The following is a 15,934-nucleotide window of genomic DNA, read 5'->3' as shown; positions in this document are numbered from 1 at the left end:
GGCGCTAGCGTCCGGCGACGGCGTCGGCGGGCGTCGGCTGGCCGGCCGCGCGCAGCATTTCCTCCTCGTGATGCATCAGGTTGAACGCCGTGTGCACGAGCCCGACGTGCGAGAACGCCTGCGGGAAATTCCCTACCTGGCGACGCGTCACGGGATCGTATTCCTCGGCCAGCAGGCCGAGGTCGTTCGTGAGCGACAGCAGGCGGCGGAAGAGCGCGTGCGCGTCGTCGATGCGGCCCAACAGGGCGAGATTGTCGACGAGCCAGAAGCTGCATGCGAGAAACGTGCCTTCGCCGGGCGGCAGGCCGTCGTCGTATTCGGTCGTGTGATAGCGCAGCACGAGGCCGTCGCGCATCAGCCCGCGCTCGATCGCGGCGACCGTGTCCGCGACGCGCGGATCGGACGGCGGCAGGAAGCCGACGAGCGGCAGCATCAGCACGCTCGCGTCGAGCGCGTCGCTGCCGTAGCTCTGCGTGAACGCGCGCATCCGCGAATTCCAGCCGTGCGCGCAGACGTCCGCGTGGATCTCGGCGCGCACTTCGTGCCAGCGCTCGAGCGGCGCGGGCAGGCGGAACATCTCGGCCGACTTGATCGCGCGATCGAACGCGACCCACGCCATCACCTTCGAGAACGTGAAGTGGCGACGGCCGCCGCGCGTTTCCCAGATGCCTTCGTCGGGCTCGCGCCAGATCTTCTCGAGGTGCGCGAGCAGCGTCGTCTGCACCGACCACACCGTGTCGTCCGCCTGCAGGCCGCCCACGCGCGCGACGTGCAGCGCCGCCATCACTTCGCCGAACACGTCGAGCTGCAACTGGTTCGCCGCATTGTTGCCGATGCGCACCGGCCGGGAGTCGTGATAGCCCGGCAGCCAGCCGAGCTCCATCTCCGGCAGGCGCCGCTCGCCGGCGATTCCGTACATGATCTGGATCTGCTCGGGCGAGCCCGCCATCACGCGGCCGAGCCATGTGCGCCACGCGCGCGCCTCGTCGTAGTAGCCGCCGCGCATCAGCGCGAGCAGCGTGATCGTCGCGTCGCGCAGCCAGCAGTAGCGGTAGTCCCAGTTGCGCGAGCCGCCCAGTTGCTCGGGGAGCGACGTCGTCGGCGCGGCGACGATGCCGCCCGTCGGCTCGTACGCGAGCGCCTTCAGCGTGATCAGCGAGCGGCGCACGGCGGCCGCGTAGCGCCCGCGCACCGGGCAGCGCGCGGACCATTCGAGCCAGTAATTCTCGGTGCGCGCGAGCATCGACAGCGGCTCGCGCGCGGGCGGTAGCCGCAGGTGCGACGGCGCGTACGACAGCGAGAACGGCACGCGCTCTTCCGCCTTCACGGTGAATTCGGCGATCGTGTGCAGGTTCTCGCCCGACAGCGGCACCGGCGTGCGCAGCACGACCGTGTCCGGGCCGGCGATCGCCTTCACGCCGGCTTCGCGCGACAGCCGCGTGACCCACGGGACCGAGAAGCCGTAGTCGAAACGCAATACGAGCTGCATTTGCATTCTCATCTCGCCGCGCCGGCCGACGACGATCCGCACGAGCTCGGACCAGCCGCTGCCGGGCGGCATGAAGTCGATCACGGTGACGGCGCCTTCGTCGCTCTCGTAGTCGGTTTCGAGGATCAGCGTGTCGCCGCGGTAGCGGCGCGAGGTCGAGCTCACGCGGACGTCGGCGGCGGGCGCGACGAGCCAGCGGCCGTGCTCCGGCGTGCCGACGAGCGCGGCGAAGCACGCGCCGGAATCGAAACGGGGCCAGCACAGCCAGTCGACCGAGCCGTCCCGGGAAATCAGCGCGGCCGTGTGGCCGTCGCCGACGAGGGCGTAGTCTTCGATGAGGGCGGGCATGGGCGACGATCCTCCAACAATCCTTGTCGTTTCACGATCTGGGCACGTTCGCGCCGCGCTGTACGGCGGCAAGCGGGCGCCCGTATACTCCGGCGGGCGGCGCGGCGCGGGCGCTCGAGGCGGCCCGCGTTTCGCAACATCACATCACTTGAGACGAATCGATGCAAGGAGGTTCCGATGACCCGACGCGCTCACGCGCCTTCGCCTTTCGCTTTCCCGCTTAGGTTGAGCCACTGGATGAAAGGTTTCGCGCTCGCGCTGCCGCTTTTCGGCGCCCATGCGTTCGCAGAAGAGGCGAGCGCGGGCCCGGCGGGCGGCGTCTTCAACCTGCTCGTCGGCACCTACACGGGCTCGGGCAGCGAAGGCATCTACGTGTATCGCTTCGACACCGGCTCGGGCGGCATGACGCCCGTGTCGTCGGCGAAGGCGGAGAACCCGTCGTATCTCGTCGCGAGCCGCGACGGCCGCCACGTGTACGCGGTCAACGAGCTGCCGGGCGACGCCGGCCCCGCGAGCGTGCGCGGCGGCGTGAGCGCGTTCGACTTCGACGCGAAGACGGGCGCGCTCACGTTCGTCAACCGCGTGTCGGCGCAAGGGAACGACCCGTGCTACCTGAGCCTGTCGCCGGACGGCAAGTATCTCGTCGCGGCGAACTATTCGGTCGCGTCCGATCCGGGCGGCAGCTTCTCGGTGTTCCCGGTCGAGGCGACGGGCGCGCTCGGCGCCGCGGTGCTGAACGTGCATCACGAGGGCACGGGGCCCGTGAAGGGGCGGCAGGACGGCGCGCACGTTCATTCGACCGTGTTCTCGCCGGACGGCCGGTATCTGTTCGTGCAGGATCTCGGCGCGGACAAGATTTTCTCGTACCGCTACACGCCGGACGGTAGCCGCGGGCTCATCGGCCCGACCGACATGCGCTACACGCTCGCGAAGCCGGGTTCGGGCCCGCGTCATCTCGTGTTCAGCGCGAACGGGCGGTTCGCGTACGTGACCAACGAGCTGAACGCGTCGGTCGGCGTGTACCGCTACGACGACGGCCGCCTCGCGCACGTCGAGACGGTGCCGATGACGGCGCCGGGCTTCGCGGGCAAGGTCGGCGGCGGCGCGCTGCATCTGTCGCCGGACGGGCGCTTCCTGTACGCGACCAATCGCGGCGACGCGAACGACATCGTGATCTATGCGGTCAACGCGGCCGACGGCAAGCTCGCGCTCGTCGGCCGTCAATCGAGCCTCGGCAAGACGCCGCGCGAGTTCGCGATCGATCCGAGCGGCAAGTGGCTCGTGGTCGGCAACCAGGACAGCGACAGCGTGTTCGTGTTCCGGCGCGACATCGCGAGCGGCCGGCTCGAGCCGAATCCGGCGCGCATCGAGCTCGGCAAGCCGGTCGACTTCAAGTTCGTGCCGGCGCGGTGACGCCGGGCGGCGCGCGGCGCGCTTGACCGCCCCGGCGGGGATCGGGGCGGGCGACGGGCGCGGCGTTCGCCGTTGGCGTTGATTCGGGCGCGAAAAAGCAAAACCCCTCGCGGCGTGCGAGGGGTTTTGCTTGCCGCATTGCGTCGCGCGGCGCGGCGCGGCGATCGCGCTGCGCCGCATGCGCGCGGGCGCGCCTATTCGGGCAGCGGCGGCGCGAGCACTTCGCGGCTGCCGTTGATGCCCATCGGCGACACGAGGCCCGCCGCCTCCATCTGCTCGACGAGGCGCGCCGCGCGGTTGTAGCCGATGCGCAACTGCCGCTGCACCGACGAGATCGACGCGCGCCGCGTGCGCACGACGAACGCGACCGCCTCGTCGTAGAGCGGATCGGCTTCCGCATCCGGCGCCTCGCCGAACAAGTCTTGCGAGCCGCCTTCGGCGCTCGGCCCGTCGAGAATGCCTTCCTCGTACTGCGGCTCGCCGAACTGCTTCAGGTATTCGACGATCCGGTGCACTTCCTCGTCCGCGACGAACGCGCCGTGCACGCGCTGCGGGTAGCCCGTGCCGGGCGGCAGGAACAGCATGTCGCCCTGGCCGAGCAGCGATTCGGCGCCCATCTGGTCGAGAATCGTGCGCGAATCGATCTTCGACGACACCTGGAACGCGACGCGCGTCGGAATGTTCGCCTTGATGAGGCCCGTGATCACGTCGACCGACGGGCGCTGCGTCGCGAGGATCAGGTGGATGCCCGCGGCGCGCGCCTTCTGCGCGAGCCGCGCGATCAGCTCCTCGATCTTCTTGCCGGCGACCATCATCAGATCGGCGAGCTCGTCGATCACGACGACGATGAGGGGCAGCGTCGACAGCGGCTCGGGATCGTCGGGCGTGAGCGAGAACGGGTTGCCGATCTTCTTTTCCTTCGCGGCGGCGTCGCGGATCTTCTGGTTGAAGCTCGCGAGATTGCGCACGCCGACGGCCGACATCAGCCGGTAGCGCTTCTCCATCTCGCCGACGCACCAGTTGAGCGCGTTCGCGGCGAGCTTCATGTCGGTGACGACGGGCGCGAGCAGATGCGGGATGCCTTCGTAGACCGACAGCTCGAGCATCTTCGGATCGATCATGATGAGCCGCACGTCCTCGGGCGCCGCCTTGTACAGCAGCGACAGGATCATCGCGTTGATCGCGACCGACTTGCCCGAGCCCGTCGTGCCGGCGACGAGCATGTGCGGCGCCTTCGCGAGATCGGTGACGACCGGGTTGCCGGTGATGTCCTTGCCCATCGCGAGCGTCAACTGCGACGCCGAGTGCTGATACTGGCGCGACGCGAGAATTTCGGACAGGCGGATCACTTGCCGCTTCGCGTTCGGCAGCTCGAGGCCCATGCAGGTCTTGCCGGGGATCGTTTCGACGACGCGGATCGACGTGAGGCCGAGGCCGCGCGACAGGTCCTTCATCAGGCCGACGATCTGGCTGCCGCGCACGCCGAGCGCGGGCTCGATCTCGAAGCGCGTGATCACCGGGCCGGCCGACGCGCCGACCACCGTCACCGGCACCTTGAACTCCTGCAGGCGCTGCTCGATGATCTGGCCGGTATGCGCGAGATGCTCGTCGGAGATCGCCTCGATCGCGTCGGATGCGGGCTCGAGCAGGTCGAGCGTCGGCAGCTCGACGTTCGACGCGGCGGGCGCGTGGAATTCGAACGCGTTCGGGCCGGGCTGGCGGGCCGGGCTGGCGGGCTCGGCCGGGGCAGTGGGGGCGGCGGCCGGCTGCGCGGCGGCGATGGCGGCCGGCGCGGGGGGGATGAGCAGCGTGCCGGGCGTTGCCGGCGCGCCGGATGCCGGTGGTGCTTCCGGCGTTCCGGGGACGCTCGGTGTTCCTTGTGTTCCTTGTGCTCCCGGTGCTCCCGGTGCTCCCGGTACGGCGGCGTGCGACGGCAGCGTCGCGCCCAGCGCGGTTGCGGTCGGCACGGCCACAGCCGGCGTGACGACGGGCGGCGTGACGACCGTCGATGCCGCGACTACCGGCGCAGCGACGGGCGGCGCTGCAACCGCCGGTCCGGCGACAGCAGTCATGGCAGCGGACGGCGCGGACGGGCTCGGGAACGCACCGCTGGTTGCGATGAAATCCGGCCCGGCTGCGTTCGTCGCGTGGCCGTGCGGGGCGGATGCGTGCGTTGCGGCGGCGCTCGGCGTCGACGCGACCGGCGCGATGTTCGGCGACGGAATAGACGGCGTGATTGGCGCGGTGGTCGTGCCTGGAGCGGCGGCGCTTGTCCCCGGGATTGTCGGCGCGCTCACGCTAGACATCGCGAACGGCGCACCTGCGGGCGGCACGATCGGGTTCGACGCGACGGCAGGCGCAGCGGCAACGTTCTGAGCGGCATTGCCTGCCGCGGCGGCCGACGGGGCGACGTTCGTGGCGGCGGCGCTTGCTCGCGGGACGCTCGGCACGCCGGCCGATGACGCAGCCGTGCTCGCCGCAGCCGTGCTCGCGGGCGCAGTCGGCACGGCGGGGGCGGCCGGGACGGCCGGAATGGCCGCGCCGGGGAGCGTTGCGGTTACGCTCGGCGCAATGGCGTCGGGCGACGCCGCAGCGGAAGTCGGTCCGGCGTGGCCGCTGGCGGCGCCGAAGGCCGCCGTCGGAGCGGCCGCCGTCGACGCATCGAACGGCGGCACGGCGGCGGATGCCGCTCGATCGATCGCGGGGGGGCCGGCGGGCGTCACCGGGGCGCTTGTGCTGGCGCTTGCCGTGGCGGCCGGCGCAGCCGCGTCGGCCCCGGCGGCTTCGGCAACCTCGGCGACCCCGGCGGCCTCGGCGACCTCGGCAACCGCGCGGGCGGCACCGAGCATTCCGAATGCCGCACCGACGATGCCGACGGCGCCGCCTGCGGCTGCGTCGCCCGCCGGGGCGGGCGCTGCGGGAGGCGTCGAGTCGACCGGGGCCGACGCACTCGACGTTGTCGATGCGGCCGGCGATGCAGCCGGTGTCGGCGCAGCCCCGTCCTTCGAGTCGTTCGATAAGGGTGCCTCAGCCGGTTCCGGCACCTGGGCAGCCGAAGTTCCCGCCACGGCCTGCGTCTCGCTGCGCTGGACGCTCGTCGCGGGGCGCGCGGCGTCTGCCGAACGGGGGAGGGCGACGGCCGCGCCGCTTGCCGGCATCCCTGTGGGCGCCGGGAGCGAAACGGCGGTGCCGCTCGCGATTGCGGCTTGCGCTGGCTGCGGCTGCGCGTGCGATTCGCTCGGCGTCGTCGCGGACGAAGCGGCCGCTGCGCCGGCATCGGCCACGTTCTCCCACGGTGCGACCGAGTTGCGCATGTCGCCGGCGGCCGGCGATGCGCTCGTCATCGCGTGCGAATCGACCGCCGCAGCCGGTTGCTGTGCGGCTTGCTTGCCGTCGTCGCCGGCGGACGCGATCGGGGTGCGATCCGCGACGCCGTTGTTCGATGTGGCGGCATGCGCGGCGAATGCCGTCTGCGCCGCGAATGGCGACGCATTCATGACGCGCGGCGAGGCGGCTGACCGGGGTTGCTCGTTCGAGGCCGACGCGACGGCGCTCGCGGAGTCTCGGTTCGAGGCCGAGGCTGCGGCGCTCGCCGAGTGCCGGTTCGACGACGGCGTGTCGGCCGCGCCGGGGGCCGGCCCTTGCGGCGCGGCGACGGCCTGCAGCATCGCGTCGCCCGAGTCGGTCGCGGCGTCGGCCGCATGCTTTTCATCGATGGCTTCGGATGTTGCGGCTGACGCGAATTTTGTCGCCGCGACCGGCTGCTCGGGTTCGATGCCGACCGGCGCGGGGGCCGCCGCAACGGGGACAACGGCGGTTGCGGGGTTGCTCGACGAAGCGACGGCGGATGGCGCGTTTTGCTCGACCGAACTACCGGCGTGCGTGCCGGCTTCGGCAGCCGGCATCGTGCCCTGGACAACGACACCCGCGGTAACGGCCGCAACGGCGGGCGCAGCGGCCATGTCGGCGCGATCGCGATGGGGGCCGTTCGTCGCCGACGACGCCGGTTCTTCGGACACGCCGGCCTCGCTGACATGGGCAACGGACGTACTGTCGTCGATGTCGTGGGCGACGGCGGCCGCGGCGGCGGTTTCGACCGGAGCAATCCCGCTTGCGCAACCGGTAATGTCCGCGGCTGCAGCTTCAGTTACCGGGTCGGCGGCGACCATGCCGCCAACGCCAACGCCAACGCCAACGCCAACGCCAACGCCAACGCCAACGCCAACGCCAACGGCATCGGCATCGGCATCGGAAGCGACGCCGACGGCCCGCGCGGCCGCATATTCAGCCGGTGCGGCGGCTTCGGCGACGGAAGGACCCGCGGCGGCGATCGCCGCCGCCGTCGGAACGTTCGATCCTGCCGTCTCGGCATCCCAGTCCGGCGATGTGGTCGATGCCGTCGGCGCGCGCGCCGTTTCCAGCGCCGCGCCGGCATCCGTTGCGCCGGCGAGCGCCGTCCACCGCGCCGCGCTGGCCTCGATCGAGCGCAGCGTTTCGTGCACGCTCGGCGCGGGCGCGATGCGTTCCGCGGGCTTTTCCATCCATGCGTAGAGCGGCGCGCGCGCCGGGCCGGGCGCACGCTTGCGCGCCGGCTCGGCGGCCTGCGTCGGCATCGGCGCGCGGGCGGCGGGCTGCGGCGACGTCGCGGCGGCGTTGCGCGTCGGGCCGGCCGTCTGTTGCGACGGCGTGAACGACATCGGCCGATTGCGGACCGCCGACACGGCGGCGTGCGTCGCCGGGCGGCGCGGTGCGAAGCGGTGGTCGGGCGTGGCCGGGCGCGCTTCCGAGCGTTTGCCGATTGCCGCGACGGCCGCGGTCGAGCCGATCGGCTTCGCGATGCCGGCCGAGGCCGGCACGAACGTCGCGTGCGGCGTGGCGGGCAGGGCGGGCGAGGCGAACAACGCGGGTGAAGTGCCGGTGCCGAGCGGCGCGGCCGCGCCGCCCGCCGAGGCGGCGCTCGCCGTTTTTACGGGCACGCCCGCCGGCATCGTCGCTCCGGCAGACTTCACGGCGCCGGTCGCGGGCGTGGCCGAAACGGGCGTCGGCGCTTTCGCCGCACCCGCACCGCTTCCTTGCATCGCGAAACCGGCGGCCTTCGGCACGCCGCTTGCCGGCGACGTCGAATGGGCCGCGTTCGGCGCGATGTGGACGGGCATCGCTGCGCCGGCCGTTTTCGCCGGCTCGCCCGTCGGCAGGGCGCTGCCTGTCGCCTTCGCGAATCCGGGCCCCGACGCGTCGGGGCCCGCCGCCTTCGTGGCGCCGCTCGCTGCCGTTCCCGCCGTTCCAGCGGCTCCAGCCGTTCCAGCCGTTCCAGCCGTTCCAGCCGCCATCGCGGCGGCCGGCGTCGCGCTCCGCGGCGTCGCGCCCGGCCTGAGCCAGCCCGCGGGCGCGGTCGGCTCTGCGGCGGCTTTCGCCGCGCCGCTCGCCCCGGCATGGCGCCGCTCGCCGCGTTGCGCGTCGTTCGGCCGCCACAGCGTCGGCCGCGAATAGCGGCCGTTCTGTCGCGGGGCCATCGAGTTGACCGTGTGCGCGGTCGTCGGCTGCACGTCGGCCGCGCGTCGCACGCGCCGGTCGTCGTCGCGATGCAGCGCGGCGCGCGGCAGATCCGCGACGCCGCGCGATTCGTCGTCGCCGTGATCGCGCGCGAGGCGGATGCCGAACGACGCGTCGAGCCACGCGTTCACCTGCTGCCAGCGCACGCCGACGAGCCACGGCAGCCCGACGACGAACAGCACGACCATCGCGAGCGGCGTGCCGACGTGTCCGAGCACGCGCTCGAAGCCGCCCGCGAGCGCATGGCCGAGCGCGTTCGTCGTCGCGTCGCCCGGCAGCGCGGTCGCGAGCGTGCAGCTCGCGATCAGCACGCACAGGAAGCCGAGCCAGAGCCGGATCGAGCCGGGGCCCGCGAGCCCGCCGCCGCCCGGCAGCATCGCCTTGATGAGCCGCCAGAAAAGAGGGATGAACCAGACGGCCGAGAAGCCGAACCAGCCGAGAACTACCGTTTGCATGCTCAGAAACAGGAGGAGGACGGGGCGCGATGCGCGAACCCGTCGAGTTTAACCGGTCGACGACGATGTTTTCGGGAACGGCACGCGTCGCCGCGCCGTTCCCGTGCGGCGCGCCGGGGACGCCCGCCGTCCGGTTCGCCGGCCGGGCCGTGCGCCGCGCGTCGCGCGACGCGGCTTATTTGCTGTCGCGGCGCGCGAACGTGAGCGTCGCGCCGTCGTCGGTGACGATGATCAACTGCTGCGGCTCGCGCATCTGCACGCCGGCCTTCGAGACGTGGGCGAGCGCGGCGAGGTAGTCGCGCTCGAGCGCGCTGCGCGCGGGCGCGGCGCACGCCATCCGCGTGCCGACGAGCGGGCCGAAGGCGAGCACGCCGTTCTTCACGTCGTAGGCGCCCATGTAGCGGTTGCAGCCCGAGAAGCCGGCCACGCGCCGCACGCCCGTTTGCGTCGACAGCGCGAGCTTGATCGGCTCGCCGTTGTCGCCGTGCGGGATGTCGCGTTGCGAGCCGTCGGCGTTGCGCCAGCCGACGAGCTCCCAGCTCGTGTCGTCGATCAGTTGGATCGTCGCGGGATTGAACGGATCGGGGGCGGGGGCGCTCGAGTCGGGATGAGTCGGCATCGTGCAGGCGGCGAGAAGCGCGGCGACGGTCAGCGCGCCGAGCGGCGCGCGCAGCGAGCGGACGATGCGAAAGCGCATGCGCGCGGCTGCGGATGAATTGAACATGACCTCGTTCCTCTTCGAATTTTCAATGTTGCGGGCGAAGCCGTAAGGGTAACGCACTAGCGTCGCCGGATGCGAGCGGACAGTCGCCGCACGCGTTCGTTCATGTGTTTTGCGGCGATGATGCGGTGCGTTTCTTGCGCGGTTCGCCGGCAATGCGGCGCGGCGTTGAGGATCGGCCTCGGGTTGTTGCGAGGCGCGGCGCGCCGGCGGCGAAAAGGAACGCGGCGCTCGCCACGAGGGAACGCGGCGCTCGCCGCGAGTTGGGTCGATGCGCCGGGGCCGCGCATGGCTCCGCGATGTCGGCGCCGTCGCGCGCGACGACGGGCCGACCCGCCGCCGGCGGACGGCGAGGCGACATGCTCGTGGCGAAGGCCCGCGAAGTCATGGACGCTGCGGCGAACGCCGCGTGTCGTGAAAAGCGCGGATGATGCGGGCGAGGGCGAGGGCGAGGGCGAGGGTGAGGGTGAGGGCAAGGGCAAGGGCAAGGGCAAGGGCAAGGGCAAGGGCAAGGGCAAGGGCAACGCGGCCGCCGAGCCTCGTGGCGGCGCGGCGCCGGCCGTTTCACCGTGCGTCTCGAGCCACGGCGCGGCGCGGGCGCGCGCAGCGCCGTGTTGCCGGCGCGCCCGCCCGCGCACCCTGTTTCGGCCCGCCCGCGCATCCGCCAATTCGGCCGGCGGCGCGCGCGCCTCGCGTGATAGCATCGCGAGTCGTTTTCGCCATCCATCATCCAGCGGGAAATCTCATGCAGATCGGTCAGCGGCTCGGCACGCCGCTTTCGCCGTCCGCCACGCGCGTCATGCTGCTCGGCGCGGGCGAGTTGGGCAAGGAAGTCATCATCGCGTTGCAGCGGCTCGGCGTCGAAGTGATCGCCGTCGACCGCTATCCGAACGCGCCCGGCCATCAGGTTGCGCATCGCGCGCACGTGATCGACATGACGGACCCGGCCGCGCTGCGCGCGCTCGTCGACGCGGAGCGTCCGCATCTCGTCGTGCCCGAAATCGAGGCGATCGCGACCGATGCGCTCGCGGCGATCGAAGCGGCCGGCGTGGCCGAAGTGATCCCGACCGCGCGCGCGACGCAGCTCACGATGAATCGCGAGGGCATTCGCCGGCTCGCCGCCGAGGAGCTCGGGCTGCCGACGTCGCCGTACGCGTTCGCGCAATCGTTCGACGAATTCAAGGCGGCCGTCGCGCAGATCGGTTTCCCGTGCGTCGTCAAGCCCGTGATGTCGTCGTCGGGCAAGGGGCAGTCGGTCGTCAAGAGCGACGCCGACGTCGAGCCCGCGTGGCAGTACGCGATGGCGGGCGGCCGCGTGAATCACGGCCGCGTGATCGTCGAGGGCTTCATCCGGTTCGATTACGAGATCACGCAACTCACGGTGCGCGCGATCGACCCGGCGAGCCTCGAGACGCGCACCTATTTCTGTGAGCCGATCGGGCACGTGCAGGTCGCGGGCGATTACGTCGAGTCGTGGCAGCCGCAGCCGATGAGCGCGAAGGCGCTCGAGCGCTCGCGCGACATCGCGCATCGCGTGACGAGCGCGCTCGGCGGGCGCGGCATTTTCGGCGTCGAGCTGTTCGTGCGCGGCGACGACGTCTGGTTCTCGGAAGTGAGCCCGCGTCCGCACGACACGGGGCTCGTCACGCTCGCGTCGCAGCGTCAGTCGGAGTTCGAATTGCATGCGCGCGCGATCCTCGGCCTGCCGGTCGAGCCCGCGCTCGCGACGCCCGCCGCGTCGGCCGTGATCTACGGCGGGCTCGACGAGGCGGGCGTCGCGTTCGAAGGTGTGCGCGACGCGCTCGCGGTGCCGGGCGCGGACCTTCGCCTGTTCGGCAAGCCGGAGAGCTTCGTCAAGCGCCGGATGGGCGTCGCGCTCGCGGCGGGCGCGAACGTCGACGAAGCGCGCGAGCGCGCGAAGCGGGCGGCCGCCGCGGTGCGGCCGGTGTCCGCGCGCTGACGGCGGGCGGCACGTATCGCGCATCGCCCGCGTCGGCTCGCGCCGGTACGGGCGGGGCAGCCGCGATCGGCCGGCGGTTGCGACGCCCCCGGCCCGCCGGCGGCAGTCGAGGTTTCGGGCCGATGCCGCGCGCCGCGATTGGGCGTGCGGCGAAGGCTGTAGAGGAGGTGGCAATGAAGTGGATGTTGATCGTCGTGTTGTGTCTGTCGACGGCGGGCTGCGGGCTTGCCGCCGCGCCGTGCCGGATCGCGTCGGCGGGGCTGAAGATCGTGCCCGTCGTCGGCCACGTCGCGGCGGCGCCGACCGACGCGTGCGCGGGCGTCATCGATCCGGACTGACGGACCGGCGCGCGGCGCTCGTGCGGCGCGCGTCCATCGCTTGAAGAGGAAAGGCATGAACAAGGCAACGCAGGCGGCGATCGGCGTCGCCGCTCTGTGCGCGGCGGCGGGTGCGGCGCACGCGGCGCGGCTGACCGTCGAGGAAATCGACGCCGACGCGCGCGAAACCGTCGTCTATCGGTGCGCGAACGAGCCGAAGCCGGTGCGGGTGTCGTACTGGCGCGCGGACAACGGCCAGAGCTTCGCGCTCGTGCCCGTCAACGGGACGCCGCTGTTGTTCGTCGACACCGTGTCGGCGTCGGGCGCGCGCTATCAGGCGGGCCGCTACGTCTGGTGGACGAAGGGGCGCGACGCGAATCTGTACGACGAAATCGCGGACGAGAAGGCGCCGCCCGTGCTCGGCGGCTGCAGCGAGATTCAGAAGAAGCGCAAGAAGGATTGAACGGCGGGAGGGCGCTGCCGCGTGAGGGCGTGCGCTTCGTGCTTGTCGCTCGGTTCTTCGTCGTCGCTCGGCGTTCGGCGTTCGGTATCGGGTTATTGTGATTGGGGGGCCGGCGTTCGGCGTCTGACGTTGCATCCGGCGCTTGGCGCGACGCCGCATCGATCGGCTTGGCCCGCGCCGCGGCCGTATCGCGGCGCCTGAGTGCCGTGCGGCCGCGCGGTGGTTCGGGCGCCTGCCGCAGGCCGTCGTCCGCATCGCCGCCGCACGGATCTACCCGCGGGATCGCCCGCGCGGGACGGGCCGGCGGAACCCTTTCGCGAGGGATGCTACAATGCTGCCCTTTCTGCCGGCACTCCTGCCGGACGAAGCCCCGCGCGCGGAAGCCCCGCGCGCGGCCCGGACGGCCTCAAGCGCCGGCGGCGCCCTGCGGCGCGCCGCGGCTTCGTCTTCATTCCGAAGTGGTTTGCGCAGCGTGTCTCGCGAGCGAGCATGCCGCGCGCTAGATGTCCCGCCGCGCCTTTTGAGCGAAACGCCACCATGTCCGATTCTGTTGCCAAGCCTGTCGACGCGACGTTCGATCAATTCGGCCTTGCCGCCGAGATCCTGAAAGCGATTGCCGATCAGGGCTATACGACGCCGACGCCCATTCAGGCGAAGGCGATTCCGGTCGTGCTGTCCGGCCGCGACGTGATGGGCGCCGCGCAAACCGGCACCGGCAAGACCGCGAGCTTCTCGTTGCCGATCATCCAGCGCCTGCTGCCGCAGGCGAACACGAGCGCGTCGCCTGCCCGCCATCCGGTGCGCGCCCTCATTCTCACGCCGACTCGCGAGCTCGCCGACCAGGTCGCCGCGAACGTCCACGCATACGCGAAGCACACGCCGCTGCGCAGCGCGGTCGTGTTCGGCGGCGTCGACATGAATCCGCAGATGGCCGAGCTGCGCCGCGGCGTCGAGGTTCTGATCGCGACGCCGGGCCGCCTGCTCGACCACGTCCAGCAGAAGACCGCGAATCTCGGCCAGGTGCAGATCCTCGTGCTCGACGAAGCGGACCGGATGCTCGACATGGGCTTCCTGCCCGACCTGCAGCGAATCCTGAACCTGCTGCCGAAGGAGCGCCAGACGCTGCTGTTCTCGGCGACGTTCTCGCCGGAAATCAAGAAGCTCGCGTCGACCTACCTGCGCAACCCGCAGACGATCGAAGTCGCGCGCAGCAACGCGACGGCGACGAACGTCACGCAGGTCGTCTACGACGTCGCCGAAGGCGACAAGCAGGCGGCCGTCGTCAAGCTGATCCGCGACCGCTCGCTCAAGCAGGTGATCGTGTTTTGCAACAGCAAGATCGGCGCGAGCCGCCTCGCGCGCCAGATCGAGCGCGACGGGATCGTCGCGTCGGCGATTCACGGCGACCGTTCGCAAAGCGAGCGGATGCAGGCGCTCGACGCGTTCAAGCGCGGCGAGATCGAGGCGCTCGTCGCGACCGACGTCGCCGCGCGCGGGCTCGACATCGTCGAGCTGCCGGCCGTGATCAACTTCGATCTGCCGTTCAACGCGGAAGACTACGTGCACCGGATCGGCCGCACGGGGCGCGCGGGCGCGTCGGGCGACGCGCTGTCGCTGTGCAGCCCGAACGAGCGCAAGCAGCTCGCCGACATCGAGAAGCTGATCAAGCGCGCGCTGCCGCTCGAGGCGCTCGAGCTCGACCTGCCGCGCCATCGCCACGACGACCGCGGCGGCCGCCGCGAGCGCGACCGTGACGAGCGCCGAGGAGGCGCATCGGTGGGCCGCCGCTCGGCGGGCGGCGAGCGCTCGCATCATTCGCGCCGCGATGCGCCGATCGACGATTTCTTCCTGAAGCCGTACGTGCCGTCGCCTGCGGCGAGCCAGCCGGAAGAGGCGAAGCCCGTGCACCCGGAGAAGAAGGCGCCGAAGCAGCCGCTTGCCGCGCTGCTCGGCGGGTTCGGGATGCCGCGCAAGACGTCGTCGTGACGCGCGGGGCCGAGCGTCGCGCGTGACGGCGCGTCACGCCGGGCTCGGCGCCAAGGCCAATGAGAAACGGGCGGGTGCGTGAGCATCCGCCCGTTTCGTTTTGCATGGCCGATCGAGAGCGGGCGGGCCGAGGGAGAATGGCGGCGGTGTCTCGGTCGGGCCTCGAGAGAACCGCTCCGCGCGGGCTCGGCGGCTGCGTACTGCGTAGTGGGTGAACGAGCGCGATAGCGGCGAACCGGCGGTTGCGGGCAGAGCGATGGGCAGAGCGATGAGGCTACGCGCCGCGGCCGAGCGCCACGCGCCTCGTCATCGACGCGCGTTCGGTCCGAACCGCGCGTCCCACGCGGCGATCGCGGCCGGCTGGAACGCGCCGAGCGACGCGCACGCCGCCTCGTCGAGCGCGAGCCCCAGATGCCGCGCGGCCGCGGCGAGCGGGGGCAGCGGCGCGGCGGGATCGAGCGCCGTCGCGCCCGTTTGCTTGCTGAGCTTTTCGCCGTTCGCATCGACGACGACGGGCACGTGCAGATAGTGCGGCGTCGGCAGCTCGAGGCAGCGCTGCAGGTAGATCTGCCGCGCGGTCGAGTCGAGCAGGTCCGCGCCGCGCACGACGTGCGTGATGCCCGCGTCGCCGTCGTCGACGACGACCGCGAGCTGGTACGCCCACTGTCCGTCCGCGCGCTTCAGCACGAAGTCGCCGACTTCCGTCGCGAGATCCTGCGTCTGCGCATGCTGCCAGCGATCGTCGAACGTGACGACGGCGGTTGCGCCGTCCGGCACGCGCAGCCGCCACGCGCGCGCGGGCTTGCCGTGCAGGCCGTTGCGGCAGGTGCCGGGATACGCGAGCGTCATGTGCCGTTCGTGCGCGGCGCGCAGCGAATCGGCGATCTCCTTGCGCGAGCAGCCGCACGGATAGACGAGCCCCGCGGCCGTGAGCCGTTCGAGCGCGGTCGCGTAGCGCGCGACGCGGGTGCTTTGCCAGACGGGCGGCTCGTCGGGGACGAAGCCGAAGCTGCGCAGCGTCGCGAGAATGTCCTCGGCCGCTCCGGGCACCGTGCGCGGTGCGTCGATGTCCTCGATCCGCACGAGCCACGCGCCGCCCCACGCGCGCGCGTCGAGCCAGCTCGCGAGTGCGCCGACGAGCGAGCCGAAATGCAGCGGGCCGGTGGGCGACGGCGCGAAGCGCCCGCGATAGTTCGTCATCGAATGCGGCGTGCGAAGAAGGCGCGCGG

The 15,934-nt window shown here is 71.9% G+C and carries 9 protein-coding genes and 3 pseudogenes; 7 read left to right on the top strand and 5 right to left on the bottom strand.

What is annotated here, in order from left to right; genetic code table 11:
* Window positions 1–4: 4 nt before the first annotated feature.
* On the bottom strand, window positions 5–1,837 hold the full coding sequence (locus WS78_RS13955; RefSeq protein WP_038748670.1) for a glycoside hydrolase family 15 protein: 1,833 nt from the start codon (window positions 1,835–1,837) through the stop codon (window positions 5–7).
* Here WS78_RS13955 and WS78_RS38355 point away from each other — a divergent pair.
* Window positions 1,793–2,018 (top strand): annotated as a pseudogene (locus WS78_RS38355) (hypothetical protein). The gene WS78_RS13955 and the pseudogene WS78_RS38355 overlap by 45 nt on opposite strands.
* A gap of 56 nt (window positions 2,019–2,074) precedes the next feature.
* Window positions 2,075–3,250: a lactonase family protein gene (locus WS78_RS13945; protein ID WP_038748668.1), complete on the top strand. Its 1,176-nt coding sequence runs from the start codon at window positions 2,075–2,077 to the stop codon at window positions 3,248–3,250.
* A gap of 194 nt (window positions 3,251–3,444) precedes the next feature.
* Here WS78_RS13945 and WS78_RS38525 read toward each other — a convergent pair.
* Window positions 3,445–5,517: pseudogene (locus WS78_RS38525) on the bottom strand (DNA translocase FtsK); the annotation flags it as partial.
* Window positions 5,518–5,632: 115 nt separating this feature from the next.
* On the opposite strand from WS78_RS38525, the gene WS78_RS38520 reads away from it, so the two are divergent.
* A complete protein-coding gene (locus WS78_RS38520; RefSeq protein WP_156437516.1) occupies window positions 5,633–7,801 on the top strand; it encodes a hypothetical protein in 2,169 nt (722 codons plus the stop codon).
* A gap of 578 nt (window positions 7,802–8,379) precedes the next feature.
* Here the strand turns inward: WS78_RS38520 and WS78_RS38515 are convergent.
* Window positions 8,380–9,258, bottom strand: a pseudogene (locus WS78_RS38515) (DNA translocase FtsK); the annotation flags it as partial.
* A 175-nt stretch (window positions 9,259–9,433) separates the two neighbouring features.
* On the bottom strand, window positions 9,434–9,982 hold the full coding sequence (locus WS78_RS13935; protein ID WP_038748664.1) for an META domain-containing protein: 549 nt from the start codon (window positions 9,980–9,982) through the stop codon (window positions 9,434–9,436).
* 742 nt (window positions 9,983–10,724) lie between these two features.
* On the opposite strand from WS78_RS13935, the gene purT reads away from it, so the two are divergent.
* The 4 genes from purT to WS78_RS13900 all read left to right on the top strand — a co-directional run bounded on the left by purT (window position 10,725) and on the right by WS78_RS13900 (window position 14,705).
* On the top strand, window positions 10,725–11,939 hold the full coding sequence (gene purT, locus WS78_RS13920; protein WP_038748661.1) for a formate-dependent phosphoribosylglycinamide formyltransferase: 1,215 nt from the start codon (window positions 10,725–10,727) through the stop codon (window positions 11,937–11,939).
* 173 nt (window positions 11,940–12,112) lie between these two features.
* Window positions 12,113–12,277 carry a DUF6726 family protein gene (locus tag WS78_RS13915; protein ID WP_038748659.1) on the top strand — a complete coding sequence of 55 codons (165 nt, stop codon included), beginning with the start codon at window positions 12,113–12,115 and terminating at the stop codon, window positions 12,275–12,277.
* Between the two features lie 55 nt (window positions 12,278–12,332).
* The gene (locus tag WS78_RS13910; RefSeq protein ID WP_038748657.1) at window positions 12,333–12,719 is read left to right on the top strand and encodes an MliC family protein; all 387 of its coding nucleotides are present in this window, start codon (window positions 12,333–12,335) and stop codon (window positions 12,717–12,719) included.
* 537 nt (window positions 12,720–13,256) lie between these two features.
* Window positions 13,257–14,705 carry a DEAD/DEAH box helicase gene (locus WS78_RS13900; RefSeq protein ID WP_059574683.1) on the top strand — a complete coding sequence of 483 codons (1,449 nt, stop codon included), beginning with the start codon at window positions 13,257–13,259 and terminating at the stop codon, window positions 14,703–14,705.
* 306 nt (window positions 14,706–15,011) lie between these two features.
* Here WS78_RS13900 and gluQRS read toward each other — a convergent pair whose 3' ends face one another.
* Complete coding sequence (gluQRS, locus tag WS78_RS13895) at window positions 15,012–15,905, bottom strand: tRNA glutamyl-Q(34) synthetase GluQRS (protein ID WP_059574681.1); 894 nt, start codon at window positions 15,903–15,905, stop codon at window positions 15,012–15,014.
* Window positions 15,906–15,934 lie beyond the last annotated feature (29 nt).

Origin of the sequence: Burkholderia savannae, from assembly GCF_001524445.2 — a bacterium.
GTDB lineage: Bacteria > Pseudomonadota > Gammaproteobacteria > Burkholderiales > Burkholderiaceae > Burkholderia > Burkholderia savannae.
This window is presented reverse-complemented; position numbering and strand designations above follow the sequence as displayed.

Coding starts and splice junctions, on each gene's coding strand:
- gluQRS (WP_059574681.1), bottom strand. CDS start 15,905: ATGACGAACTATCGCGGGCGCTTCGCGCCGTCGCCCACCGGCCCGCTG.
- purT (WP_038748661.1), top strand. CDS start 10,725: ATGCAGATCGGTCAGCGGCTCGGCACGCCGCTTTCGCCGTCCGCCACG.
- WS78_RS13915 (WP_038748659.1), top strand. CDS start 12,113: ATGAAGTGGATGTTGATCGTCGTGTTGTGTCTGTCGACGGCGGGCTGC.
- WS78_RS13955 (WP_038748670.1), bottom strand. CDS start 1,837: ATGCCCGCCCTCATCGAAGACTACGCCCTCGTCGGCGACGGCCACACG.
- WS78_RS13945 (WP_038748668.1), top strand. CDS start 2,075: ATGAAAGGTTTCGCGCTCGCGCTGCCGCTTTTCGGCGCCCATGCGTTC.
- WS78_RS13935 (WP_038748664.1), bottom strand. CDS start 9,982: ATGTTCAATTCATCCGCAGCCGCGCGCATGCGCTTTCGCATCGTCCGC.
- WS78_RS13910 (WP_038748657.1), top strand. CDS start 12,333: ATGAACAAGGCAACGCAGGCGGCGATCGGCGTCGCCGCTCTGTGCGCG.
- WS78_RS13900 (WP_059574683.1), top strand. CDS start 13,257: ATGTCCGATTCTGTTGCCAAGCCTGTCGACGCGACGTTCGATCAATTC.